We start from the raw sequence: 24,534 nt of genomic DNA on the forward strand, positions 1-24,534 counted from the left end.
ACTCCGTGACGTCGATCAGGTGATGTCGCGTCGACGCATCGTCCAGAGCGCCGCGCCGAGGATCACCACGACCCCGATCGAGAACAGTACGGACGACTGCTGCCAGGTGATGTCCATGGTGTCCGGCTTGCACTCCCCCGAGTAGGTGGCGTTGCAGGCATCCCAGTCCTGCAGCGTCACCTTCTTGGTCATCCACGCCAGGGCGTAGGTGGGCAGCAGCCACGCCTCGGCGAACTTCACGCTGGCCATCGACAGCAGAATGCCCAGGCCGAACTGGCCGACCACCATGAGCGCCACGACACCACCGAGGGCCATCGCGGTGTGCCGGCCCAGCGAGGCCAGCGCGAAGCCGATGGTGGTGAGCACGAGCACCAGCGCCACGCCGCGTACCCCGGTCAGGGCGAACGACTGCCAGGCACCCGAGGTCATCTTCTCGGTGCTGCCCCGGAAGCTGGCCACCGCCCAGAACCCGGCGAACCACAGCACCGCGGCGGGCAGCGTCACCGCCAGGATGCCGGTGAGCAGCGCGGCCAGCTTGGTGAGCAGTACGGTGAGCCGCTTCGGCCGCCAGAGCAGCAGGTTCATCATGCCGCCGGTGCTCCACTCGGCGCCGACGAAGGACGCGCCGATGACGAACCCGACCAGGGCGAGGATCGCCGCGAACGGGACCAGTGTCTCGTCGAACGTCTTGCGGAAGTTGAACGTCGAGGGCAGGAACCACTCCGCCTCGATCTGGTCCCGCGACGGCGCCGTGATCACCGAGCAGTCGTCGGGGTAGCGGCCGTCGTTCGGCGTGCCGGCCGTCTTGGCCTGCTCGCAGTTGACCCGCTCCTGCTCGCTCCAGCGGACCTGCTCCTGGTACTGCTGGTCGGCCTGACGCTCGGCCTTGGCGAGCTGACCGGCGTCGATCTTGTGGTTGGTGAAGAAGACACCGACCACTACCGCGGCCAGCACCAGCAGGCCGAGAAGCGTCATGTAGCGGGTGAAGCGCCGCTTGGTCAGCCGGCGCAGCTCCGTCCGAAAGAGGCTCACGCGCCCCACCCTCCCGCGGTGGCGCCGGGCTGACCCGTCCCACCAACCTTCGTGGACTCGTCGACCTGGCGGTGCTGGCCGGGGACCGGCGCGGTGGCGGTCAGTTCGAGGAAGACGCTCTCCAGGTCGACCGCGATCGGGGCCAGCTCGCTGACGTACAGGTTGTGCTCGGCGAGCAGCCGGGTCACGGTGGCCGGCTTGTCGACACCGCTCAGCATCAGGTGGTCCGCGTGCCCGGTGACCCGGATCCCGGCCCGGGTGAGGGCCTCGGTGGCCGTCGGCAGGTCGCTGACCGCCTCCAGGCGGACCCGGACCGCGCCGGACGAGTGCTGGGCGAGCACCTCGTCGACCGGGCCGAAGGCGACCCGTCGGCCGAGCGAGATGATGGTGACCGAGTCGCAGATCAGCTGGATCTCGCCGAGGATGTGGCTGGACAGCAGCACTGTCATCCCGGATTCGGCGAGCGTCCGCATCAGCGTGCGCATCTCCCGGATGCCGCCCGGGTCGAGGCCGTTGGCCGGCTCGTCGAGGATGAGCAGCGTCGGGTTCTTCAGCAGGGCGGACGCGACGGCGAGCCGCTGCTTCATGCCCAGCGAGTACGTCTTGACGCGCTCGCCGGCGCGGTCGCGCAGCCCGACCAGCTCCAGCACCTCGTCGACCCGCGTGGCGGGCACCTCCCCGGCCCCGGCCAGCAGGGACAGCGTGTCCCGGGCCGAGAAGTGCGGGAAGAACTGCGGGCTCTCGACGATCGCGCCGACGTTGCCGGCGACGGTGGGCAGCGCGGCGGGAACCTCGTGCCCGAGCAGCGTCATCCGGCCACCGTCGGGCCGGATCAGGCCGAGCAGCGTACGCAGCGTGGTCGTCTTGCCGGACCCGTTGGGGCCCAGGAAGCCGTGCACCTGCCCCGCGTCGACCCGCATGTCGAAGCCGTCGAGCGCGTTGCGGGTGCCGCGTCGACGACTCTTGTACGTCTTACGTAGACCTTCGATCTCCAGGACAGCTGGCAAGCTGCACCTCCCCCGATGGTGGGCGTGACAGCCGACACCATACGCGGTATGCAGCGCCGCGCAATACCCGGTATGCATCGACACGCCGATCGATGCGTTTCAGCTACGGAGTGTCACCATTCAGGCGCAGACGACCTGCACGCCGGCCGCCCGGAAGGCGTCCACGAGCTCCGGGGCCGCCCCCGAGTCGGTCACCAGCGTCTCGACCCGCTCGACCGGGCAGATGCGGGCGAAGGCGTGACCGCCCAACTTGGACGAGTCCGCGATGATCACGACCCGCTTGGCGCGGGCCACCATCAGGTTGTTCATGGCCGCCTCACCCTCGTGGTGCGCGGCGGCGCCGAGTTGCGGGTCGATCGCGTCCACGCCGAGCAACGCGACATCCAGGGTGACCTCCCGCAGCAGCGCACCGCCCAGCGGGCCGACCAGCTCGAACGACTTCGGCCGCACCACCCCGCCGGCGACCACCACCTTCATCCGCGACCGCACGAGCAGCTCGTTGGCGATGTTCAGCGCGTTGGTCACCACCGTGAGCTGGGCACCCTCGGCGCTGGTGTTCAGGTCCGGTCGTACGGCGAGGGCCCGGGCCACCTCCGTGCTGGTGGTGCCACCGTTGAGGCCGACCACGGTGCCGGGCGTGACGAGCGCCGCGGCGGCGGCGCCGATCCGCTGCTTCTCAGCCGAGTGCTTGGCCGTCTTGTAGCGCAGCGGCAGGTCGTACGAGACACCGTTGGCGACCGCGCCACCCCGGGTCCTGGTGATCATCTGCTGCTGGGCGAGCTGGTCGAAGTCACGTCGGATGGTGGCCTGGGAGACGTCCAGCCGCTCGGCGGCCGCCTCGACGCTGACCCGGCCGTTGTCGGTCAGCATCTCCAGCAGGGCGTTCCATCTGGCGTACCGGTCCACCGCGGGGGCCCTCCCAGCAACTGCACGCTCGGTGATTGATTGCGTGCACACTAGTGCGCGAAACTAGCCTGGCGCAAAAGGCTCATCTGCGCGATCGGCCGGGCGGTTGCCACGACGACCCCGCTTCGCGCAGAATAACGCGCGAAATACGGGTGTAACGAGCCGTATTGCGCAGACAGGTCGGCCCGGCGAGGAGTTTCCCATGGCGTACGTGGACGCGGAGATCGCGAGCCAGCCCGACTGTTGGCGGGAGGCCGCCGAGCTGTCCGGTGCCGTACGCGGCGACCTTCCCCGCCCCGGCGAGCGGGTCGCCGTCGTCGGTTGCGGCACGTCGTGGTTCATGGCGATGGCGTACGCGGCCCGCCGCGAGCAGGCCGGCCAGGGCGAGACCGATGCGTTCCAGGCGTCCGAGTTCCCGGCCGGCCGCCACTACGACCGGCTGATCGCGATCACCCGCTCCGGCACCACCACCGAGGTGCTGGAGCTGCTCGCCGCGCTGCGCGGACGTACACCCACCACAGTCATCGTCGGCGACCCGGCCGCGCCGGCGGTCGACCTGGCCACCGCTGCGGTGACCATGCCGTTCGCCGACGAGCGGTCGGTGGTGCAGACCCGTTTCGCGACGACCGCGCTGGCCCTGCTCCGGGCACACCTCGGCGACCCGGTGACCGCGCTCGCCGCCGACGCCGAGGTGGCGGTGCGCTCCCCGCTGCCGATCGACCCGGCCACCATCGGCCAGGCCACCTTCCTCGGCCGGGGGTGGACGGTCGGCCTCGCCCAGGAGGCCGCGCTGAAGTGCCGCGAGGCGGCCACCTTCTGGGCCGAGGCGTACCCGGCGATGGACTACCGGCACGGCCCCATCTCGATCGCCGCACCGGGGCGGCTCGTGTGGGCGTTCGGCGAGCTGCCCGAGGGGCTGCCCGAGGACGTGGCCGCGACCGGCGCGGCCTTCGTGCACAGCCGTACGCACGGCTGGCGCACGGTGCTCGGCAGCTGGTCCGCCGGTCGTACGCCGGTGGACCCGATGGCCGACCTGATCCTGGCCCAGCGCTTCGCGGTCGCCCTGGCGACCAGCCGGGGCCTCGACCCCGACGCGCCCCGGCACCTCAGCCGGTCCGTGGTGCTGGCATGAGCGCGAGGAGTGAGCCGGGGTTGCGAGCCCCGCAGTCGCGAACCGAGCCTGCGCCGTGAGCGGTGCCGTGAGCGATGACCGGGTGGTCGTGGCGCTGGACGTCGGCGGCACCGGCATGAAGTGCGCCCTGGTCCGACCGGACGGCGTCGTCGTACACACCGAGCGACACCCCACCGACGCCGCGCGCGGCCCGGCCCCCGTGCTCGACACCATCCTCGACGTGGCCGACGGGCTGATCGGCAAGGCCCGAGCCGACGGCCTCACCCCGGTCGCGACAGGCATCGCCGTCCCCGGGGTGGTGGACGAGGCGCGCGGGGTCGCGGTCTGGTCGGCGAACGTGGGCTTCCGGGACGTACCGCTGCGGGACCTGGCCGTGACGCGGCTCGGGCTGCCCACAGCGCTCGGCCACGACGTGCGCGCCGGCGGCCTCGCCGAGGCCCGGCTCGGCGCCGGGCGCGACGCCGACCACGTGCTCTTCGTGGCGATCGGCACCGGCATCGCCGCCGCGTACGTCGTCGACGGCTCGGCCGCCGTCGGCGCGCACGGCGCCGCCGGGGAGATCGGCCACATCCTGGTCCGTCCCGACGGCCCGCGCTGCGGCTGCGGGCGACCCGGTTGCCTGGAGGCGGTCGCCTCGGCGGCCGCGATCGGCCGCCGCTACAGCGAGCTGGCCGGCGACGGCGCGGAGCAGACGCCCGGTGCCGCCGTGACGGCCGCCATGGTGGCCGAGCGGGCGGCCGCCGGTGAGCCCCTCGCCAGCCGGGTCTGGCAGGAGGCGGTCGAGGCCCTCGCCGACGGCCTCGCCACCGGGCAGGCGCTGTTCGACGTGTCGACGATCGTGCTCGGCGGCGGCCTGGCCCAGGCGGGCGACGGCCTTCTCGGCCCACTGCGGGCGGCGCTGCACGAGCGGATGACCTTCCACCGGGAGCCGCGGCTGGTCGCGGCGGCCCTCGGTGACGAGGCGGGCTGCCTCGGCGCCGCCCTGCTCGCGCTGGACGCCGCGGGCGTCCGTGACACGGACGCCGCCCGCGTCCTTGACCATCAGGAGGAGCGATGACCGTACGGGTGAACGGCAAAGTGGTGACCCCGACCGGTGTCATCCGGCAGGGCTGCGTCGAGTGGGACGGCGACCGCATCACGGCCGTGGCCGAGTATCCGTCGGTCCGCGACGGACACTGGATCCTGCCGGGCTTCGTCGACATGCACACCCACGGCGGCGGCGGGCACACCTTCACCACCGGGGACGCCGACCAGGCGCGCGCCGCGGCCGGCTTCCACCTGGCGCACGGCACCACGACGCTGCTGGCCAGCCTGGTCAGCGCGCCCTTTGCGGTGATGCGCTCGGCCACCGAGGCGTTCGCGCCGCTGGTCGACGAGGGCGTGCTGGCGGGCGTCCACTTCGAGGGCCCCTACCTCTCCGCGGCCCGTTGCGGGGCACAGAACCCGGAGTACCTGCGCGACCCGTCGACGGACGAGCTGACCGAGCTGATCGAGTTGGGTCGGGGCGCGATCCGCATGGTCACCCTCGCCCCGGAACGCGACGGCGCGCTGGAGGCGATCAAGCTGCTCACCACCCACCGCGTGGTGGCGGCCGTGGGCCACACCGACGCCACCTACGAGCAGACCGGCGCCGCCATCGCTGCCGGCGCGAGCGTGGGTACGCACCTGTTCAACGGCATGCGGCCCGTGCACCATCGCGAGCCGGGCCCGGTGGTGGCCATGCTCGACGCGCCGACCGTGATCTGTGAACTGGTCGCCGACGGGGTGCACCTGCACGACGGCATCCTGACCTTCACCACCGCGACAGTCGGCCCGGACCGCGCCGCGCTCATCACCGACGCGATGGCCGCCGCGGGAATGGCCGACGGCGAGTACGAGTTGGGCGGTCAGGCCGTCACGGTGACCGACGGGGTGGCCCGACTCGCCCGCGACGGCGCGATCGCCGGCAGCACACTGACCATGGACGCGGCGCTGCGACACGCCGTGCACGCCGGAATCCCGATGGCCGACGCCGCCCGGATGGTGGCCACCACCCCGGCCCGCGCCATCGGCCTGGGCGACCGGGTCGGTGCCCTCCAGGTCGGCCTCCGCGCCGACCTGGTCGTGCTCGACGACGACCTCAACGTGGTGCGGGTGCTGCGCGGCGGCTCCTGGGTGGAGTGACGCGCCTGGGCTGCCCCTCCCGTCGCGCTCGCCGCGCGCTCCCGGACGGGCAACGCCCCTTGCTACTGCACACGCTGTCGAGCTGCCCCATAGGTGGGGCTAGGACCTGGGGCGGCGACTGCCCCATATCTGGGGCAGCTCGACAGGACGCGTCTCCATCCCTGTCGAGGGGCTGGCCGTCCGGGACGTGTCGGACTCAAGGCTCCGGTCGCGACGACCGCAACAGCACCAGAGGGCGACGGGCGGCGACAAGCGGCGGCCAGCACGGCGGCGCCGTGAAGCGGAGGCCGTCTCAGCCCAGGGCGGGGACGTCGACGCCGAGCACGGCCTGTTCGTCGGGGCGGTGCACCAGCACGTCGGACAGGTACGACTGCACTGCGGGCGCCATCCCGACGTCCCGGCCGGCCTGCTCGGAGAGCAGCCACTTGTGCTCGATGATCTGGGCGAACAGCTCCTGCGGCTCCAGCTTGCGGCGCAGGTGCGCGGGCACGGCCCGGACCACCGGCTCGAAGACCTCGGTGAGCCAGCGGTGCGCCGCCTGCTGCTCGTCGGTCAGATCGCTCTCCGCCCGGTACGCGTCCAGGTCGTTGAGCAGCTTGCGGGCCTGGTTCTCCTCGGCGTCGAGACCGGTCAGCCGCAGCAGTCGCCGGGTGTGGTAGCCGGCGTCGACCACCTTCGGTCGCACCAGGTAGCGCCCGTCGTCGATTGTCGACATGGCGACCTCGGCCACGTCGAAGCCCAGCTCGTTGAGCCGGCGGATGCGGCCCTCGATGTCGTGCCGCGCCTCCCGTTCGACCGCCTGCTCGTAGGTGATCTCGTGCCAGAGCCGCTCGTAGCGCTGCACGACCTCCTCGCAGACCACCTCCGGGTCGATGGACTCGTGCAGCAGGCCGGCGGCCTGGAGGTCCAGCGCCTCACCGAAGATGTTCACCCGGGCGATCTCCAGGTCCTCGCCGCGCTGCCCGTTGGAGAGCGAGTTGTGCAGGGCGCCCGTCTCCGCGTCGACCAGGTAGGCGGCGAACGCGCCCGCGTCGCGGCGGAACAGCGTGTTCGACAGCGAGCAGTCGCCCCAGAAGAAGCCGGTCAGGTGCATCCGCACGATCAGGGCGGCGAGCGCGTCGAGCAGCCGGCTCATCGTCTCGGGGCGCAGGGTGTGCGAGAAGAGCGCCCGGTACGGCAGCGAGAACTGCAGATGCCGCGTGATCAGCACCGATTCGAGGGGCTCGCCGTCGTCGGTCTGCCGGTCGGCGACCACCGCCACCGCCTCGACGGACGGGAAGTCGATGCGCTCCAGGGCCCGCAGCAGGTCGTACTCCCGCTCGGCGATCCGCTCGCGGGTCTCCTTGAAGGCGTAGACGTAGTCACCCAGGCGGACAAAGCGGACGATGTGTCGGGAGATGCCCTGGGGCAGGGCCACCAGGTGCTGGGCAGGCCACTCCTCCAGCGGTGTCGACCAGGGCAGGTCGAGCAGCGCCGGGTCCACGAGGGCAGACGTGATCCGCACGGGCACAAGCATGACGGGTCGCCCCCCGCATCCGCCTCACATCGTGGCTCGGCCCACAACGCCGAACACCCCGGCCTCGCGTCGGCCCGGTAGCGTGGTCGCGTGCTCAAACCCACGGCGGTACGACGTGACCTGCGGCTACGGCCCGTCCGCCCGGCCGGTTGGTGGTTCGACGCCCTGCTGCTGGCCGCCCTGGTCGGGTTGACCGTCGCCCTCGTCGCCCACCAGCTCTTCGGGTTGGACCGGGCCGTCGCCGACTGGGCCGAGGCGCACCGGCCGACGGTCGCGTACTGGGTGGCCCGGGTGTTCAACCTGCTCGGCCAGGGCACCCCGCTGACTCTCATCGCCGCCGGGTTGGGCGTGCTGCTGGCCGTCCGGCTGCGGTCGGTGCGGCCGATCCTGCCGCCGGTGGTCGGCTTCGTGCTGACCTACCTGACGATCGGCCCGCTCAAGGTCTGGACCGCCCGGGCGGCACCGAGCGCCAGCGTCAAGGAGCCGTTCCTGCCGCCCGAGCAGACCCTGCCGCTGTTCCACGACGACCTGCCGGTGCGGTTCGCCCAGTCCTACCCGTCCGGGCACGTCGCCAACGCGATCGTCTGGTACGGCGTCATCGCCCTGCTGCTCGCCCCCCTCGCGCGCAGCTTCGGCCGGCACCTGCCGCCCCGGCTGGTCACCGTGATCCGGGTGGTGCCACCGTTGGTGGTCCTCACCACCACCACCTATCTGGGCTGGCACTGGCTGACCGACTCGGTGGCCGGGCTGCTGCTCGGGCTTCTCCTGGACCGGCTGCTGCACCGGGTGCCCTGGGACGATCTGCCACTGGGCGGCCGGCTACGCCACTGGGACCAGCCGTTCACCTCGTACCCCTAGGGTCGAAGCGTGGATCAACTGGCGCGGCGGCTCGGCGTACACGATGCGGTTGTCATCGGGTTGGGCTCGATGCTCGGCGCGGGCGTCTTCGTGGTGTTCGGTCCGGCCGCGGCGGCGGCCGGCGGCGCCGGCCTGCTGCCCGCGCTGGTGCTCGCCAGCTTCATCGCCTTCTGCAACGCGACCAGCTCGGCCCGGTTGGCGGCCCGCTACCCGGAATCCGGTGGCACCTACGTCTACGGCCGGGAACGGCTCGGACCGTTGGCCGGCTTCGTGGCCGGCTGGGGTTTCGTGGTCGGCAAGACGGCGAGCTGCGCGGCGATGGCGTTGACCATCGGGGCGTACCTGTGGCCGGGGCAGGCGCGGTTGGTCGCGGTCGGCGCAGTGGTCGCGGTGACGGCGGTGAACCTGCGCGGCATCGGCAAGACCGCCACCGCCACGAAGGCCCTCGTCGGCGTGGTGCTCGTGGTGCTGACGTTTGTCGCTGTCGTCGGCGTGGTGGGTGGGCCGGTGCATCTGGATCGGCTCGGCGACCCCGGTGGCTCCGGCCGGGGTGTGCTCACCGCCGCCGGGCTGCTGTTCTTCGCCTTCGCGGGCTACGCACGGATCGCCACGCTCGGCGAGGAGGTCCGCGACCCGCAGCGGACCATCCCCCGCGCGGTGCCGCTGGCCCTCGGCGCGGTGCTCGCGATCTACCTGGTGCTGGCCGTGGTGACGCTCGGCGTGCTCGGCGCCGACCGGCTGGCCGGTTCGGCTGCGCCCCTGGTCGACGTGGTGACCGCCGCCGGCCTGCCCGGTCTGGCCTGGGTGGTCCGCGCCGGGGCCACGATCGCCGTCGTCGGGGTGCTGCTGTCCCTCGTCGCCGGGGTCGGCCGGACGACCCTCGCGATGGCCCGCCGCCGCGACCTTCCCAGTGCGCTGGCCGCCGTGCACCAGGTGCACCAGGTGCCGCACCGCGCCGAGCTGGCAGTCGCCGCCGTGGTGATCGTGGTGGTGCTGCTCGGTGACGTCCGCGACGCGATCGGCTTCTCCAGCTGCACGGTGCTCGTCTACTACGCGATCACCAACGCGGCGGCACTCACGCTCGGCCGGGATCGGGATCGGGAGCGGAAACTACCGGTGCAGGTGCTCGCCGGCCTGGGGCTTGTCGGTTGCCTGCTGCTGGCGGTCAACCTGCCGCTCAGCAGCGTCCTCGCCGGGTTCGGGGTGCTCGTCGCGGGCGTCGTCGGGTACGGCCTGCGGCAGCGGAGTCGCTGAGAGGTCCGCCGGGCGCGGCACCGACGACGGGATCGATTCGCCGCCGGGCGCCGACCCGGTCGGCCGGGGAATTGGACCGGTACGGGCGGGCGGGGCGCACTGGGTGGTCAGCCAGTCCAGGCCACGCCGGCGGGCGACCACGGTGAGCCGGTCACCGGCGAAGATCACCTGTCGCGGGTCGAGGTCCCTCCACCAGATCGTCTTCGCCCCACCGGCGGCCGTCCGGGCGATCAGGCGGACCTGCCCGTTCCGGGAGACCGCCTCCAGCGGTGCGCCGTCCAGCTCCGAGCCCGCGGCGACCGGCACCTCGGCGACCGGCAGCGCATGCCTGTCGACCGGGATCGTCGTGATCACCGCGCGTTCGGTGAGCGCGCCGATGAAGGCCGGCGCCGCCAGGTAGGAGACCGATCGGGACACCCCGAGAGCGAAGGTCTCCTCCACCCGTTCGGCGAAGTCACCGTCGAAGAGCCGCAGCACCACCCGCAGGTCGTCGCGGAGATCGCGCGCGGCCAGGGCCGCCTCCAGGTTGGCGACGTCGTCGGTGGACGCCACCACCAACGCCTGGCAGTCGGCCACCGACGCGGCGGCCAGTGTCTCAGGCAGCGCGGCGTCGCCGACGATCAACGGCACCTCCAACTGGCGGGCCAGCGCCCCGCCGCGCGGCTCCGGATCCTTGTCGATCGCCACCACCTCGACGTCGTACTCGCGGAGCTGTGCCATCACCCGTGTGCCGACGTTGCCCAGACCGATCACCACCACGTGCCCGGCGCGAGCCGGTTGCAGCCGGCCGGTGTGCAGGGCCAGCCGGGCGTTGACGATGCCGTCCACGACGACCGCGGTGATCAGCGGGATCAGCGCCAACCCGGCCAGGTTGAGCACCACCTGCATGATCTGCGCGTCGGCCGCCTTGTCGGTGTCCGGGTCGGCACCGCTGAGCGTGGTGACCAACGTCAGGTAGAGCGCCTCCAGCGGTGAGACGTCCTCGGCGCGGGAGATCAGCGCTCCCAGGACCGCGATGACCGCGAGAACCAGCATCACCGCGATGCCGATCTTGCGGGTGGCGAAGCCGCGTACGGCCCTCATCAGCACCGCGATCGGGCGGCGCCGCCGCCGCGCCCGGACCAGCCGCCGGGCGGCGACCTCGGTGCCCGGCGGCTGCCCGGTCACCTCCGCGAGCACCAGGTCGGCAGGGACCCACTCGTCCGGCAGCAACTCCACGCCCTGCTGCTCGGTGAGGTGGGCCAGCGCGCAGACCACGTCCTGCTCCCGCACGTCGGCACGCCGCGCCACCCGCAACGTCTTGTCCCGATGCTGGAAGGAGCTGGGGTCGACCTCGCCGAGCGCGGCGGCCACGAACGCCGGCGCGGCCATCTCGGCGTCGGAGAGCACCTCGACGGGCGCCTTGAGCAGCTTGCGTACGCCGTCGGCGAGAGTGCCGTTGAACATCCGCAGCACCTGGCGCACCCGCTGGTCGACGGCCTGGGCGCAGAGCGCGGCGTGCAGGTTGCCGACGTCGTCCTGGTGCAGCAGGGCCAGACCGGTCGCCCCGGCCAGCCCGGCGGCCTCGAAGGTCGCCACGTCCAGGCGCTCCGAGCGGACCACGCGGACCCCGCGCAGCCCGGCCACGTCCGGCCCGTTGCGGCGGTAGCGCTCCGGCAGCACGACCGTCACCCGGACGCCGCCGGCCGGGAGGTCGGATTCGACCATCGCGCGGGCCACGTAGTAGGCGAGAGCGTCCTGACCGCAGATCACGTAGTGCGGACGCGGGTCACCGGCGGCGCGTAGCCGCCAGTTCCACTCGACCGCCCGTCGCGCCCGGTCCCGCCACGGCTCCGCCATGCCCGGATCGTAACCAGCACGACCACACTGGGCGACCCCGCCCGGATCATCCCGGCCGCGCACGGAGACCAGGCATGTCGACAGGGGCGGCGGGTAGAGCAGCGGGATGCAGACCTTCCTGCCGTACCCGGATTTTCTGGCCAGCGCCCGCGCGCTGGACCAGAAGCGGCTGGGCAAGCAGCGGGTGGAGGCCATCCAGGTGCTGCGCGGGCTCACCTGGCCGGGGTACGGGTGGCGCAACCATCCGGCGGTGAAGATGTGGGCCGGGTACGAGGAGGCGCTCACCCGCTACGGGCTGGACATGTGTGCCGTCTGGACCGAGCCGGGACGCGCCGACACCTGCGCCACCACGCTTACCGTCGACCTTGCCGCCGCCTGCGGGGCCGGCGTCGTCCGCACGCAGGACGAGCTGGCCCGCGCCGGTGACCTGCCGCCCTGGCTGGGCCGCGACGACCTGCACCTGAGCCACCGCTCGTCGCTGCTGCGCAAGGACCCGACGCACTACCGCCCGATCTTCGGCGCCGACACCCCCGACGACCTGGAGTACGTCTGGCCCGCGTCCGACCGCGAGCGCCGCTGCCTGCCGTAGGGGAGACTGGGCCCGAAGAGGGAGGTGCGCGTGGCGCTGTCGCGTGTGGTGGGTCGGCTCATCGGCGTACGTCAGCACCAGGTGGACCCGGGTGGAGGTGGCGCCGACCGCGTGCCGCGACCGGTCGCGGCGGTGGTTGTCGGCGGCGGGATCGCCGGCATGTCGGCGGCGGTCGTGCTCGCCGAGCGGGGTGTTGCGGTGACGGTGCTGGAGGCGGCGCCCACGCTGGGCGGGCGGCTCGGCGCGTGGCCCGAAGCGCTCGGCGACGGCGAGCAGCAGAACGAGCACGGGTTCCACGCGTTCTTCCGGCAGTACTACAACTGGCGCTCGATCCTCCGTCGGGTCGATCCCGACCTGGGTTTCCTCAAGCCGATTCCGGGTTACCCGATCCTCAGTGCACGGTGGCCGACCGAGGAGTTCGGCAGGCTGCCGCCCGCGCCGCCGGCGAACCTGCTGGCGCTGCTGCTGCGCAGTCCCAGTCTGCGCCTGGCCGACCTGCGGTCGATGGACCGGGACGCGGCGTTGCCGCTGCTCACCTACGACCCGGTCCGCACCTACGCGGAGTTGGACGACACCACCGCCGACGAGCTGCTGGCCTCGCTACGGCTGCCGGACCGGGCGCGGGCGATGCTGTTCGAGGTCTTCTCGCACTCGTTCTTCAACCACGAGGCGGAGATGTCGGCGGCGGAGATGGTAGCCCAGTTCCACTTCTACCTGCTCGGCAATCCGGAGGGGCTGGCCTTCGACTGCCCCGACGAGGACTACGCGACGGCGATCTGGCAGCCGCTGACGAGGCACGTGGAGAAGCACGGCGGTCGGGTGGTCACCGGCTCCGGCGCCACGGGGGTGCACCGTGACGGCGAGGGTTGGCGGGTGACGACCACCGACGGTGGCAGCCACCCGGCGGCCCACGTGGTGCTCGCGGTGGATCCGCCGGCGCTGGCCGCGCTGGTGGCGGCCTCCCCCGACCTGGTCGGGCGGGCACCGGAGCTGGCGGCGCGGATGCCCCGCTTCGGCACGCCCGGCCCGCCGTACGCGGTGGCGCGGTACTGGTGCGACGGGGACGTGTCGGCCGACCGCGCCGTGTTCAGCGGGGTGTCGCGCCAGCCCACTCTGGACTCGGTGACGCTCTACCACCGGCTGGAGAACGAGTCGCGCCGTTGGGCGCGGCAGACCGGCGGTTCGATAATCGAGCTGCACGCGTACGCCTGTGAGCCCGGCGTGCCGGCCGAGGAGCTGGCCGAGCGGATGCGCCGCGAGCTGGTGGCGCTCTGGCCGGAGGCGGCTGACCTGCGGGTCCGGGAGCTGCGTGCCCGGGTGGAGGCGCAGGCGCCGGCGTTCACGCCGGGCAGCCACGCCTGGCGGCCCGGGGTGCGCACCGAGGCGTCCGGCGTCTATCTGGCCGGTGACGGTATCGCCACGGACTTCCCGAGCGCCCTGATGGAGCGGTCCGCGGCCACCGGGATCATCGCGGCGAACCACATCCTGCGCGCGGAGGGCGCCGCGGCCGAGCCGGTGCGCTCGATCCGGCCCCGGGGCCTGCTGGCCGGGCGGAGCACCCCAAACCGACAAAAACCAACATAAGCGACGCTACGCTGCCGTACGCTCGAATGATCATCCGTCGATCGGCCGGGCGGGAGGGCAGCAGCGATGTCACCACTGCACCGCGCCGGCCCGGCGGACGTCCGGCCGGCCGACGAGACCATCCGGGACGACGCGTACCCGATGCTCCGCGACGAGCGCGCCTGCGTCGTCATCGCGCTGCGGCTGGGCTGGTGGATGGCCGACGCGTACCACCACGGGCAGCACGCCGAACCCGGCCCGACCGTCCCGGCCCACCCACCGGCCAAGCTCTCCAACCTGACCGAGATGTCACTCCCGCGCCGGATGCGGATGTACCTCGACGGCGTGGACGTCGCGCTGGCCCAGATCTCGGCGCTCACCCGGCACACCGGACCGCTGCCGGACACGTCCGCAGCCCGGACCCGGCTGCCCGACCTGGACCGGCTGCCCGAGGCGGAACAGTCGGACACCGCCGACACCGAACCGCTGCTGCTCGCCCTCGACGACCTCAACGTGGACGTGCTGCGCTGGGCGATGGCCACCAACCTCCGCGTCGGGCTCGCCTACCGGCTGGGCCGGTCCCTGGCCGACACGGTCCGGCCCGGCGACGCCGCCCAACTGCTGCGCCGCTTCGACGGCCGGCAGATCCAGATCAGCCGGTGGCTGGACGAGTTGGCCAGCGTGCTGCCGCCGTACTCCGCCGCTGTGGTGCGCCGCTCGCTGGCTGCCTGGGCGGTCGCCGTGGAACGGGCCGGCCGGGGCGATCCGGCCGAACCCGAGCCGGCCGAGCTGAGCCGCGAACTACGCAACCAGGGTGACCTCTGGCGCGGCGTACTCACCGGCGGCCTGCACCCGCGCGACCTGCTCGACGAGGAGGACTACGCGGTGGTCGCCCGGAACCTGATCATCCGGGACCGGCGACTGGTGGCCCAGGCCGCCCGGGGCATCTTCTGGCCGGTGCTGGTGCCCCTGCTGGTGGTGCTCTTCGCGGTGGTCGGGGTGAGCGCCGCCGCCGCGGCCGGTTCGCCGACCACGCGGGCCACCGTCGCTCTGCTCGGGCTGGGCGCCGGGCTGGCCGCCATCTGGCGTTCCGTCTCCGGTCCCGCGCTGGCTGTCGCGGGGGAGGTCAACCGGCCGCTGCTGGACAGCGAACTCACCGCGCGGATGGCCCTGCGGCTGGACCGGCCCCTGGCCAACGCCCGTCGCGCGGCAGGGGTCGCTCCCCCGACCCGGCGCGCTCCACGGACCCGGCGCGCTCCACGGACCCGACGTCAGCGTCGTCCCGCGGAGCCGGGCGGCCCATCGAAATACGTTGCCCCGCTCTCGGGTGCCGACCTACCGTGATCGCGCAAGGTCAACCACCGCCGCGGGAGCCGATCATGACGATGTCGCACGTCACCACCGTGCTGTCGTCGACGCTGCCCGGCGACGGTTGGCGAGCGGAAGGCCCCCGGACGGGCCGGCCCGACTGACGCGTTCCCGTACGCGCCGAGCCGCCCCGTCCGAACGCCGGACCGGGCGGCTCTTCGCTGTCCGTCACCAGCTGAAAGGAGTCCCCGGTGGACGCCGTCCTCGTCATCAACGCCGACCTCGGCCCGTTGCACCGGGTCACCGTTCAGCACGCCGTCCGGATGCTCTGCCGCCGGGTGGCCGAGATCCACGAGGCGGAGCCGGACCAGGTGATCGGCGTCTTCCCGCTGCCCCGGGTGGTGCGACTGGTCCGCTACGTGGTCACCCGGTGGCGGTTCAACTCCGGGCCGGCCTGGTCCCGGGCCGGGGTGCTCCGCCGCGACGAGCGCTGCTGCGCGTACTGCGGCGGGATCGCGTCGACCATCGACCACATCCTGCCGCGCTCACGGGGCGGCCGGAACACCTGGCGAAACACCACCGCCGCCTGCTACGGCTGCAATCAGCGCAAGGGCGACCGCACCCCGGCGGAGGCGGGCATGCCGCTGCGCCGGGAGCCGGTGAACCCCGGCTGGGCGTCGCTGGCGGGGCGGTGACCGACCGGCCGGCGGGAACGGGGGGCCGCGTCGGGGTACGCCCCGGCGCGGCACCCGCCGGCCCCGGTCAGAGAGCCCGTTCCTTGACCTTCGGCACCGGACGGCCGCTCGCGCAGTGCGCACGGATCTCGCTGCTGTGCTCGGTCGAGGTCAGCTCGACCTGGACCTGCTTCGCCGGACCCGGGTCGTAGGGCTCCGCTCGAAAGCCCGACGCGGGCGTCACCGTGACAAGTTCGGCAGATCCCCCGAGGCAGCGGACGGTGACCGTCCCGCCCTGAGCCTGCACCGGGACCAGCACGGGGTCGGTGGGCGTCGGCGTGGGCGTGGGCGTGGGCGTCGGTGTGGGCGGGGTCGGCGCCGGCGTGGACGGTCCGTCCGAACCCGTCGCTGAGCTGGCCCGGGGGACGGCCGGGGTCTTCCGGGCCGACGGGCCGGCGGACGGACGGGTCTCGGACGGTTCGGGCTGTTCGACGGTCTGCGGCAGCCCCACAGTGGTGGTGCCACCCGAGCCGATGCCGGTTCGTGGCACGGTGCCGTCGTGCTGCCGGGTGGCGTAGTCGCCCAGCGAGCCGGCCACCGCCACCGCGGCGATCACCGCGCTGCCGACCGCCAGCACCACCCGGTGCCGACGCCAGAACTGTCGCCGGGAAGCACGGGTCGGGTCGGGGATGACCCCGGCGGGGGGCTCGGGCACGTCGTCGACCGGCGCACCCCCGGTGGCCGCCGAACCGACCCCGGACGCTCCGCCCGGGGCTGGGGCCACATCCGCGGTCGCCGGCCCGGCGGCAGCTCCGAGCAGGATGCGGGCCGCATCGGCGGCCGAGGGCCGGTCGGCGGGATCGCGGGCCAGGCACCAGCGGTAGAGCCGATGGATCTCGGCGGGCACTCCGTCGATCTCGGGCAACGGGTCCGGCTCGACGTGGACGTGGGCGCGGAGCATCGCGGTCTGCGCCTCGGGAGCCCAGGGCAGCCGACCGGTGAGCGTCCGGTGCAGGAGCAGGCCGAGGGCGTACACGTCGCAGGCCGGCAGGACCTCGCCGGCCGCCAGCCGCTCCGGGGCGAGGTAGGCGGGCGTACCGAGCAGCCGACCATCGAAGTCGATCTCGGGGTCGCCGACGGCCGCCGCGATACCGAAGTCGAGCACCTTCGCGCCGGTGGGGGTGAGCATCACGTTGCTCGGTTTCACGTCGCGGTGCACCAGCTCCTGGGCGTGCGCGGCCTCGAGGGCTGAGGCCACCTCCGCGCAGACCCGCAGCGCGGCGCGCGGTGGCAGCGGACCGGCCGCCAACCGTTGTTCGAGGGTGACGCCGTTGAGCAGTTCCAGCACCACGAACGGCACCTGGACGCCGTCGACGACCGACTCACCGAAGTCGTAGACGCTTGTGACGTACGGGTGTGACAACCGGGCTGCCGCCTTGGCCTCGGCCCGGATCCGCTGTCGGGCGTTGACGTCCGAGCCGACGAGCACCTTCACCGCCACGTCCCGTTCGAGCACCTCGTCGTACGCCCGATGGACCGCGGACATGCCGCCGCTGCCGAGGCGCTCCAGGAGCCGGTAGCGGCCCGCAAGCAACCGATCACGCTGCACGACCGACAGCCTGCCGTACCGCACCGGCCCGGCACCACCCGGGATCGAGGTTTCGCAATGAATGGAACTCCGACCGAGGCATGGCCGACCCGGCGCGCGGGGTCCGCGGATACCTGGGCACGTCCTTTGCTCTGCTTCAGCGGAGGCAACACTCACGGGCCGTAAGTGTTGCCTCCGCTGAAGCAGAGCAAAGGGAAGAGAGGGGGTGCTACCGGGCCGAGCCAGCACCGGGATCCAGCGCGGCGGGCGGGCCTACCTCAGCGATGCCTCGGCCGGCGGCGACGACGACGGCGGCGGCGGCGATGGCGGCGATGGCGATGGCGGCGACGCTCAGGCGACCAGTCTCAACGCTCTGTCGGCGCGCGCCAGGCGAAGCGGGGTGTCCTGCGCTCGGCGATGGCCGCGACGCCTTCGCGGGCCTCGCCGCTGTCCGTCACCTTCCGGTGCCACCAGGCGATCCGTGCCGGTCCGGCCCGGTCGTCGACGATCTCCTTGGCGGCGGCGACGCTCAGCGGCGATCGCTGGGCGATCGTGGCGGTGAGGTCGTCCACCCGGGCGGCGAGCCGGTCGCCCGGCAGCACCTCGTCGACGAGGCCGATCCGCAGGGCACGGTCGGCGTCGATCAGCTCGGCGGTGAACAGCAGGTGCTTCGCGGCCGACGGGCCGACCAGCCGGGCCAGCCGCCGCGTCGTCGGTGCCGGGTAGACCAGCCCGAGCCGGGCCGGCGGTACGCCGAAGCGAGCGCCATCCGAGGCGATCCGCAGGTCACAGGCGACCGCGAGTTGAGCGCCACCCCCGACGCAGGCGCCCCGGATCGCCGCGATGGTCGGCTTGGCGAAGCCGGCCAGCCGCTCCTCGGCGGCCACCGCGATGCTGGTGTCACCGGCGTCGAGCAGCTCGGCCAGGTCACCGAGGTCGGCGCCGGCGCAGAAGGCGCCGCCCGCGCCGGTGAGCACCAGGGCACGTACGTCGGGGTCGGGCTCCAGCCGGTCGAGCAGTTCGGGGAGCTGCCGCCACATGGCGGCCGTCATCGCGTTGCGACGGGCCGGGTTGTGGATCACCACGGTCGCCACCGGCCCGGTCACCGCGACGGTCAGTTCCGCGTCCGACACGTTCACCCCGAGTTCCATGCTGCAACGAATCTTGGACAGTTTCCGTCCTGAGCTGACGGCAACTGTCCAAGATTGCCAGAAACACGACGGCGCGGACCCGGCGGCCACCGTTGGGGATGGCCGCCGGGCCCGCGTGCCGGTCAGGTCAGGACACGTTGAGAGCGGTGTCGTCGACCACGAAGGACGTCTGCAACGAGGAGTCCTCGACGCCGGTGAACTTCAGGTTGACGGTCTGGCCGGCGTACGCGGCCAGGGAGAAGGACTTCTGGCTGTAGCCGGTGGCCTTGTTCAGGTTGGAGTAGGTCGCCAGCGTGGCCAGCACCGTCCCGCCCGAGTTGAGCACCTGCACGCGCAGCGTGTCGTACGCCGTGCTCGTGGTGGTCTCGGCCGAGTCGATGTGCAGCCAGAAACTGACCGTGTACGACGAGCAGCCCGCCGGGAGGGCCACCGACTGGGCGAGCGTGTCGGTGTGGCTGGTGCCGTACCCGTTCAGCCATGCCTTGTACGACCCGCCGTGGGCCGCCTGGCTGCTGGAGTTGGTGATCACGCCGGAGCTGGTCGTCCAGCCGGTCGAACCGGACTCGAAGCCCGGGTTGGCCAGCTTCTGGCCCGCCGAGGTGCAGCCGCCCCCGGTGCCGTTCACGGTCAGCGTGTAGGTGGCGCTGCGGGTGACCGCTCCCACGCCGTTGACGGTGACCGAGTAGGTGCCGGGGGGCGTGCTCGCCGAGGTGCTGATGGTGAGGGTGGACGAGCCGCCCGAGGTCACCGAGGCGGGGCTGAACGCGGCGCTCGCCCCGCTGGGCAGGCCGGACGCGGAGAACGTCACGGTCTGCGCCGTACCGCTTGTGGTGGCGGTCGACACGGTGGTGGAGGCCGCGCTGCCCGGGTTCACCGAGCCGGCGGTCGGCGACAGCGACACGGAGAAGTCGTTGCCGGTCGAGCAGTTCGAGTCGCTGCCGGCCACGTTCACGGCCGTCCAGGCGGCCTGCACGGCCTTGTACTCGGTGGAGCAGCTGCCGTACAGGTCGGTCGCGGCCCGCAGGCTGTAGGCGCGGGCGGTGTTCGCCGGGTTGCTGGTGTTGACGTACGACGTGTTGGAGGTGAAGTAGACGTCCAGAGCCCGGTACCAGATCTTCTCCGCCTTGGCGCGGCCGATGCCGGTGACCGCCGGAGCGGAACCGCAGACCGGCGAGGTGCCGTACGAGGTGGCGCCGGTGCCCTCGGCGAGGTTGAAGAAGAAGTGGTTGCCGACGCCGGAGGAGTAGTGCACGTCCTTGCTCTTGGTGCTGGTGGACCAGCAGCTGTCGGACGAGCCGTCCAGCGACGGGTTGTACATGTAGCGCAGCGGGGTGCCGTTGCCGTTGATGTTGATCTTCTCGCCGACCTGGTAGTCGCCCGGGTCGCTCGGCGCGGCGGCGTAGAACTCCATCATGTTGCCGAAGATGTCACTGGTGGACTCGTTGAGGCCACCGGCCTCACCGGAGTAGACCAGGCCAGCGAGCGCCTCGGTGACGCCGTGGCTCATCTCGTGCCCGGCCACGTCCAGCGAGACCAGCGGTCGGGCGTTGCTGGAGCCGTCACCGTAGGTCATCTGGGCGCCGTCCCAGAACGCGTTGACGTAGTTGTTGCCGTAGTGCACGCGGCTGGGCACACCGCTGCCGTTGCCGAAGATGCCGTTGCGGCCGTGCACGTTCTTGAAGTAGTCGAAGGTCTTCGCGGCACCGAAGTGCGCGTCCACGGCGGCCGACTGCCGGTTGGAGTTGGCGCCGGTGCCCCACGCGTTGTCGGCGTCGGTGAAGGTGGTGCAGGTGGAGGTGCCGTTGTTCATGTCGCAGGTGCGGCCGTTGCCGCGCACCGGGTCGATCATCTGGTACGTGCTGCCGGAGAGCGTCGTGTCGATGCTCACCGAGCCGGTGTAGATGCCCTGGCCGCTGCCGGTGACCGACTCGATCTCGTCGAACGAGCCGACGGTCGCGCCGGAGGTGGCGTCGGTGATCACGTGCAGCCGCGACGGCGTCTGCCCGTCCGGCTGCCAGCCGCTGACCACCGTCTCCCAGGCCAGCCGGCCCTTGCCGGAGCTGGCGTCGACGAACAGTTCCGGAGCGCCCACGGCCTCGGCCTTGCCGTTGAACCCGGCGCGGGCCGCCTTCTTCGCCGCGTCCGCGGTGATCCGGGCCGTGGTGGGGACGGTCAGTGGCGCGGCGAGTGCAACCGAACTGCCGGCGTAGGTGCCGTTCGGCGCGGTGTGGATGACGAAGTCACCGCCGTACACCCGAAGCCCCTGGTAGGTGCGGGTGTAGCGGGTGTGCGCCGCACCGGAGGCGTCCACCCGGGTGCTGCGCACCTGGTAGGACTCGGCGCTCGAACCCTGGACGGCGCCGGGGTTCGTCCGCAGGACGGTCGCCGCTCGGGCCGCGGCGGAGGCGTCCGGCGCGGGAGCGGTGGGTGGGGCGGCGTGCGCCGCGGTGGCGACGCAGGTCAGCAGGCCGCTGGTGAGCAGCGCTGCGCTGACGGCCGCGAGGGGTCGTTTCACGTGCCCTCCTGAAAGGAGAAAGGGTGTGACGGGGGTAGTCACGCATGTAGATATAGCGATGTGTTGAGGAAAAGAGAAGCCTTGGACCGCTCCCAGACATTGAGACTGGCCGAACGGATGAGGGCCTTGACAAGGGAACCAACGCCGGCAATGACACGTCCGACGGACATGAGACCCGCCTCGACGACCGGCGTCACGATCGCGCTCCTGGCCGCCCTCCTGGCCGGCTGCACCGGCACCGACCGGGCTGCCGCCCCCACCGACCTGCCCTCGGGCAGCGGCGCGACCGCAGGCCCGGACCTCACGAACATCCCCGCACCGAGCGGCCCAGTCCCGAGCGGCCCCGGGCAGAGCGGCCCGAAAGCCGACGACCGGGCGCGCGTCGCGCTGTTCCGCTCCGGCGGGTTCGCCGGGCGCGGCGACAACATCACCGTCGAGCCGGACGGGCGGTGGACCGTGGTGGACCGGGCCGGCAGCCGTCGTACCGGAAAGCTCGACGCCGCCGACCTCGGCCGGCTACGCGGCCTGGCGGCCGACCCCCGACTGACCACCGAGGCCCGCCGCACGGCCACCGCGTCGAGCTGCGCGGACGCGTTCACCTACCGCCTGAGGATCGGCGCCGTCGAGACCGGGTACGTCGACTGCCCCGCCGATCCCGCGCCGCCGCCGGCGACCCGTGCGCTCGTCGAGCTGCTGCTGCGGGTCACCGGCTGACCGGCGGCTCAGACCAGGTAGTCCGGGGGAAGACCGGTGCCGCGCAGTTCCGCCGGCAGGTGCGCCACGTCGTTGACGGTGATCAGGTTCGGCGGCCCCGCCACGCCGTACCGGATCACTGTCAACCCCGCGTTGTGGTGGTTCAAACCCAGCCACCGCCGCTCCGGCGCGTCGAGGGCATGCCGGACCAGCCAGGCGATCAGGAAGGTGTGCGTCACCACCAGTTCACGAACCGGCTCGCCGTCGGCTGCACCCTCGTCGGCAACCGCCGGGCCGGTGAAGCGCCGCACCGCCGCCGCCGTCACCCGCGGCCCGTCGGCCCGCTCGGCCGTCGAGAACCCGGCCAGGAAATTGGCGTACGCCGACGGCAGCCCGGCCGGGTCCGTGTCGTGCGGGAGGTGGTCGCCGGCCAGCTCCGTGGCGTACACCGGAACGCTTGGCAGTGCCGCGGCGACCACCTCGGCGGTCTGCGCGGCCCTGCGCAACGGCCCGTGGTGTACGGCGGCGAACGGTCGACCCCGCAGCCGCTCACCGAGCAGCGTGGCCTGCCGCCGGCCGCGCTCGGACAGGCCGGAATCCGGCTCGGTCGAGTCCGTGTCGGCATGCCCGGTGAGGTCCTGTTCGGCGTGCCGGGCCAGGTACAGCAACCGCGTTCGCATGCCGTACACCCAAACACACCCGAGGGCGCGGGACCGGCCCGCGCCCTCCGGTTTTCGATCTTGACGTTACGCCCGGGGGAACATCTGGCCGATACGGATCTTGTTGCCGAACGGGTCCCGGATGCCGAAGTCGATCCCGTACGGGCGCTCGGTCGGCTCGTCGGTGATCTCGACGCCCTTCGCCACGAGATCCTCGTGGGTCTTGCGGGCGTCGTCGGTGGTCATGAAGAGGTACCCACCCAGGGCGCCCTTGGTGAGCAGCTCCCGCACCTGCTCGGCAGTCGCCGGGTCGAGCGCCGGCGGGCCCGGCTTCTCCAGCAGGATCTCGCGCTCCGGGTCACCGGGCAGGTTCACCGTCAACCAGCGCATGAAGCCGAGATCCTGATCGGTGTTGACCTCCATACCGAGCTTGTTGACATAAAAGTCCAGCGCCGCGTCCTGGTCGAGGACGTAGATCTGGGAGCGGCTGATCGCGTTCATCGTCATGCCATGACCGTAGAGGGTGGCCCTGACCTGCTGCTTATCCAAAACTGCTGGGACGCGTCCACGCCTTGGTGAAGCAGGACGGCACGTTGCCCGTCGCCGCGCGGCGACGCCGGAAATCCGTGGGGGACTCCCCCACGATCTGCCGGAACGTCCGACTGAACGTGCCCAGGCTGCCGAAGCCGACGGCGTAGCAGATGTCCGTGACGTCCCGGTCCGTCTCCACCAGCAGCGTCATGGCCCGCTCCACCCGGCGGCGTTGCAGGTAGCGGTGTGGCGTCTCGCCGAACGTGGCCCGGAACGTGCGGATGAAATGCGCCTCGGAGACGTGCGCGATCCGGGCCAACGCGGGGATGTCCAGTGGCTCGGCGTACGACCGGTCCATCGCGTCGCGCGCCCGCAGCATCGCCCGGTTGGACTCCTCCACGGCCCGGCTCACCGCAGGCCGCCCGGCGGAAGGACCGACGTCTGCGCCACGTCCTGGTCGCGCAGCTTGGCGTAGACGACCTCGGACGTGAACCCGCCGATGAACCCGATGGCCAGGACGAAGAAGACCAACTGCCGCGCCGCGTCACCGTCGAGCAGGCCCGGGTTCGTGGCGATCTGCGCCGCGACGAACAGCAGGAAGGCGATGACACCGGCGGCCGAGCCCAACGCCGCCGCCCGCAGCCAGCTGCCACCGCCGTCGTACGCGTTACGCACGATCGCACCCCACACCGAGGCGAACAGCGGGGCGGCCACGAGAACCGCGACGTTCTGCCAGCCGCCGGCCGGAGCGGCGTACGCCAGCGGGATCGTGGCGAGGGCGAGCAGCAGGAGGACAAGCGCGGTGACCAGGCCCGCCACCGTACGCCGCCCGGCAGCCCGCTCGGCCTCGCGGGAGGCGCGTTCCTGCTCGGCTCGGCGCTGCACCTGGGCGCAGAGCGCGGTGACGATCGGCTCGGCGGCGCCCGGCTGCCACGGCCTGGCGAGCACCGCCACCTCCTCCTCGGTGGCGACGCCGCGTTCGCCGCTGAGGCGCTGCCAGACCTTCTCCGCGCCTCCACCGAACGCGGCGACCGCCGCCACCGGGATGCGCCGGGACAGACCGATGAGCCCGGCGATGAACGTGGAGCGTTCGCCGCCCACCAGCAGCAACGCGTCGGCCGTCAGCAGCGACCGGTAGAAGCTGACCTCCCAGTCGTCGGTCGACTCGGGCACGACCGTGAACAGCTCCGGGTGCCGCTCGGCCTCCGCGAAGCCCGCGTCCTGCTGGTAGCGACCACGGACCAGGATCGACCCGGGCGTCGCCCGGCCGGAGCTGATGTAGCCGCGCACGACGTCCCGTTCCAGGTATTCCGGATCACCGGAGTACACGACGATGCGGCAGCCCTGGTTGGCGAGTGCCGCGCCCAGTTCCGCCGCCGCGGCGGGAGCGGCTCCCGGGTCGCGTACGGCGGGCGAGTAGGAGCGGTTGACCTGGGCACTGCCGGCGATCGCGACGACCGGGCTCATGCGACTCCTCGACGGTCGGTGATACCCGAACTATAGGAGCGGCCGACCACCGGTGCCCCTGCCGACGGCACCGCCAGTGACCGTGACGA

At 72.5% G+C, this 24,534-nt stretch carries 21 protein-coding genes and 1 pseudogene; 10 read left to right on the forward strand and 12 right to left on the reverse strand.

The features are described 5' to 3' along the window. Positions 1 to 15: 15 nt before the first annotated feature. The 3 genes from AB0B97_RS18610 to AB0B97_RS18620 form a co-directional block, all read right to left on the reverse strand. Positions 16 to 1,032, reverse strand: a complete 1,017-nt coding sequence (locus AB0B97_RS18610; RefSeq protein ID WP_234583347.1) for an ABC transporter permease subunit — start codon at positions 1,030 to 1,032, stop codon at positions 16 to 18. After that, positions 1,029 to 2,039, reverse strand: coding sequence for an ATP-binding cassette domain-containing protein (locus AB0B97_RS18615; protein WP_357494883.1), 1,011 nt, complete (start codon positions 2,037 to 2,039; stop codon positions 1,029 to 1,031). The genes AB0B97_RS18610 and AB0B97_RS18615 overlap by 4 nt, the downstream gene beginning before the upstream one ends. 120 nt (positions 2,040 to 2,159) lie before the next feature. Then, positions 2,160 to 2,945, reverse strand: a complete 786-nt coding sequence (locus AB0B97_RS18620) for a DeoR/GlpR family DNA-binding transcription regulator (RefSeq protein ID WP_357494885.1) — start codon at positions 2,943 to 2,945, stop codon at positions 2,160 to 2,162. A gap of 202 nt (positions 2,946 to 3,147) precedes the next feature. On the opposite strand from AB0B97_RS18620, the gene AB0B97_RS18625 reads away from it, so the two are divergent. From AB0B97_RS18625 to nagA, 3 genes are read left to right on the forward strand one after another with little or no spacing between them, the layout of a single operon-like run. Beyond that, on the forward strand, positions 3,148 to 4,077 hold the full coding sequence (locus AB0B97_RS18625; RefSeq protein ID WP_234583348.1) for a sugar isomerase: 930 nt from the start codon (positions 3,148 to 3,150) through the stop codon (positions 4,075 to 4,077). A 55-nt stretch (positions 4,078 to 4,132) separates the two neighbouring features. After that, positions 4,133 to 5,134 (forward strand): ROK family protein, encoded by a 1,002-nt coding sequence (locus AB0B97_RS18630; protein WP_357494887.1) that lies wholly within the window; start codon positions 4,133 to 4,135, stop codon positions 5,132 to 5,134. After that, positions 5,131 to 6,240: an N-acetylglucosamine-6-phosphate deacetylase gene (gene nagA, locus AB0B97_RS18635; protein ID WP_357494889.1), complete on the forward strand. Its 1,110-nt coding sequence runs from the start codon at positions 5,131 to 5,133 to the stop codon at positions 6,238 to 6,240. Before AB0B97_RS18630 ends, nagA begins: the two co-directional genes overlap by 4 nt. Before the next feature lie 292 nt (positions 6,241 to 6,532). On the opposite strand, the gene AB0B97_RS18640 is transcribed toward nagA, so the two are convergent. Further along, positions 6,533 to 7,756: a DUF4032 domain-containing protein gene (locus AB0B97_RS18640; protein ID WP_234583351.1), complete on the reverse strand. Its 1,224-nt coding sequence runs from the start codon at positions 7,754 to 7,756 to the stop codon at positions 6,533 to 6,535. Between the two features lie 120 nt (positions 7,757 to 7,876). Between AB0B97_RS18640 and AB0B97_RS18645 the strand changes: the two genes are divergently transcribed. Then, positions 7,877 to 8,614, forward strand: a complete 738-nt coding sequence (locus AB0B97_RS18645) for a phosphatase PAP2 family protein (RefSeq protein WP_357494982.1) — start codon at positions 7,877 to 7,879, stop codon at positions 8,612 to 8,614. Positions 8,615 to 8,623: 9 nt separating this feature from the next. Further along, positions 8,624 to 9,868: an APC family permease gene (locus AB0B97_RS18650; protein WP_357494891.1), complete on the forward strand. Its 1,245-nt coding sequence runs from the start codon at positions 8,624 to 8,626 to the stop codon at positions 9,866 to 9,868. A 108-nt stretch (positions 9,869 to 9,976) separates the two neighbouring features. On the opposite strand, the pseudogene AB0B97_RS18655 reads toward AB0B97_RS18650, so the two are convergent. After that, positions 9,977 to 11,707, reverse strand: a pseudogene (locus tag AB0B97_RS18655) (NAD-binding protein); the annotation flags it as partial. Positions 11,708 to 11,813: 106 nt separating this feature from the next. Here AB0B97_RS18655 and AB0B97_RS18660 point away from each other — a divergent pair. The 4 genes from AB0B97_RS18660 (at position 11,814) to AB0B97_RS18675 (ending at position 15,862) form a co-directional block, all read left to right on the forward strand. Then, positions 11,814 to 12,296: an MSMEG_6728 family protein gene (locus tag AB0B97_RS18660; protein WP_357494893.1), complete on the forward strand. Its 483-nt coding sequence runs from the start codon at positions 11,814 to 11,816 to the stop codon at positions 12,294 to 12,296. Between the two features lie 30 nt (positions 12,297 to 12,326). After that, on the forward strand, positions 12,327 to 13,880 hold the full coding sequence (locus tag AB0B97_RS18665) for an FAD-dependent oxidoreductase (RefSeq protein ID WP_357494895.1): 1,554 nt from the start codon (positions 12,327 to 12,329) through the stop codon (positions 13,878 to 13,880). Between the two features lie 66 nt (positions 13,881 to 13,946). Then, on the forward strand, positions 13,947 to 15,203 hold the full coding sequence (locus AB0B97_RS18670; RefSeq protein ID WP_357494897.1) for a hypothetical protein: 1,257 nt from the start codon (positions 13,947 to 13,949) through the stop codon (positions 15,201 to 15,203). Between the two features lie 215 nt (positions 15,204 to 15,418). After that, positions 15,419 to 15,862, forward strand: a complete 444-nt coding sequence (locus AB0B97_RS18675) for an HNH endonuclease (RefSeq protein WP_357494899.1) — start codon at positions 15,419 to 15,421, stop codon at positions 15,860 to 15,862. 67 nt (positions 15,863 to 15,929) lie between these two features. Here the strand turns inward: AB0B97_RS18675 and AB0B97_RS18680 are convergent, their stop codons facing one another. The 3 genes from AB0B97_RS18680 to AB0B97_RS18690 form a co-directional block, all read right to left on the reverse strand. Continuing rightward, positions 15,930 to 17,450 (reverse strand): serine/threonine-protein kinase, encoded by a 1,521-nt coding sequence (locus AB0B97_RS18680; protein ID WP_357494901.1) that lies wholly within the window; start codon positions 17,448 to 17,450, stop codon positions 15,930 to 15,932. Between the two features lie 344 nt (positions 17,451 to 17,794). Beyond that, complete coding sequence (locus AB0B97_RS18685) at positions 17,795 to 18,568, reverse strand: enoyl-CoA hydratase-related protein (RefSeq protein ID WP_357494984.1); 774 nt, start codon at positions 18,566 to 18,568, stop codon at positions 17,795 to 17,797. A 139-nt stretch (positions 18,569 to 18,707) separates the two neighbouring features. After that, a complete protein-coding gene (locus AB0B97_RS18690; protein WP_357494903.1) occupies positions 18,708 to 21,095 on the reverse strand; it encodes a M4 family metallopeptidase in 2,388 nt (795 codons plus the stop codon). Between the two features lie 168 nt (positions 21,096 to 21,263). Here AB0B97_RS18690 and AB0B97_RS18695 point away from each other — a divergent pair, with 168 nt between their 5' ends. Beyond that, positions 21,264 to 21,809: a hypothetical protein gene (locus AB0B97_RS18695; protein ID WP_357494905.1), complete on the forward strand. Its 546-nt coding sequence runs from the start codon at positions 21,264 to 21,266 to the stop codon at positions 21,807 to 21,809. Positions 21,810 to 21,817: 8 nt separating this feature from the next. Here the strand turns inward: AB0B97_RS18695 and AB0B97_RS18700 are convergent, their stop codons facing one another. The 4 genes from AB0B97_RS18700 to AB0B97_RS18715 form a co-directional block, all read right to left on the reverse strand. Continuing rightward, positions 21,818 to 22,468 (reverse strand): histidine phosphatase family protein, encoded by a 651-nt coding sequence (locus AB0B97_RS18700; RefSeq protein WP_357494907.1) that lies wholly within the window; start codon positions 22,466 to 22,468, stop codon positions 21,818 to 21,820. A gap of 66 nt (positions 22,469 to 22,534) precedes the next feature. Then, positions 22,535 to 22,954, reverse strand: a complete 420-nt coding sequence (locus AB0B97_RS18705) for a VOC family protein (protein WP_030327852.1) — start codon at positions 22,952 to 22,954, stop codon at positions 22,535 to 22,537. A gap of 34 nt (positions 22,955 to 22,988) precedes the next feature. Continuing rightward, positions 22,989 to 23,390 (reverse strand): AraC family transcriptional regulator, encoded by a 402-nt coding sequence (locus AB0B97_RS18710; RefSeq protein WP_357494909.1) that lies wholly within the window; start codon positions 23,388 to 23,390, stop codon positions 22,989 to 22,991. After that, on the reverse strand, positions 23,387 to 24,445 hold the full coding sequence (locus AB0B97_RS18715; protein ID WP_357494911.1) for a hypothetical protein: 1,059 nt from the start codon (positions 24,443 to 24,445) through the stop codon (positions 23,387 to 23,389). Before AB0B97_RS18715 ends, AB0B97_RS18710 begins: the two co-directional genes overlap by 4 nt. Positions 24,446 to 24,534 lie beyond the last annotated feature (89 nt).

It is taken from the genome of Micromonospora sp. NPDC049004 (assembly GCF_040649315.1).
In the GTDB taxonomy this organism is placed as follows: Bacteria; Actinomycetota; Actinomycetes; order Mycobacteriales; family Micromonosporaceae; genus Micromonospora.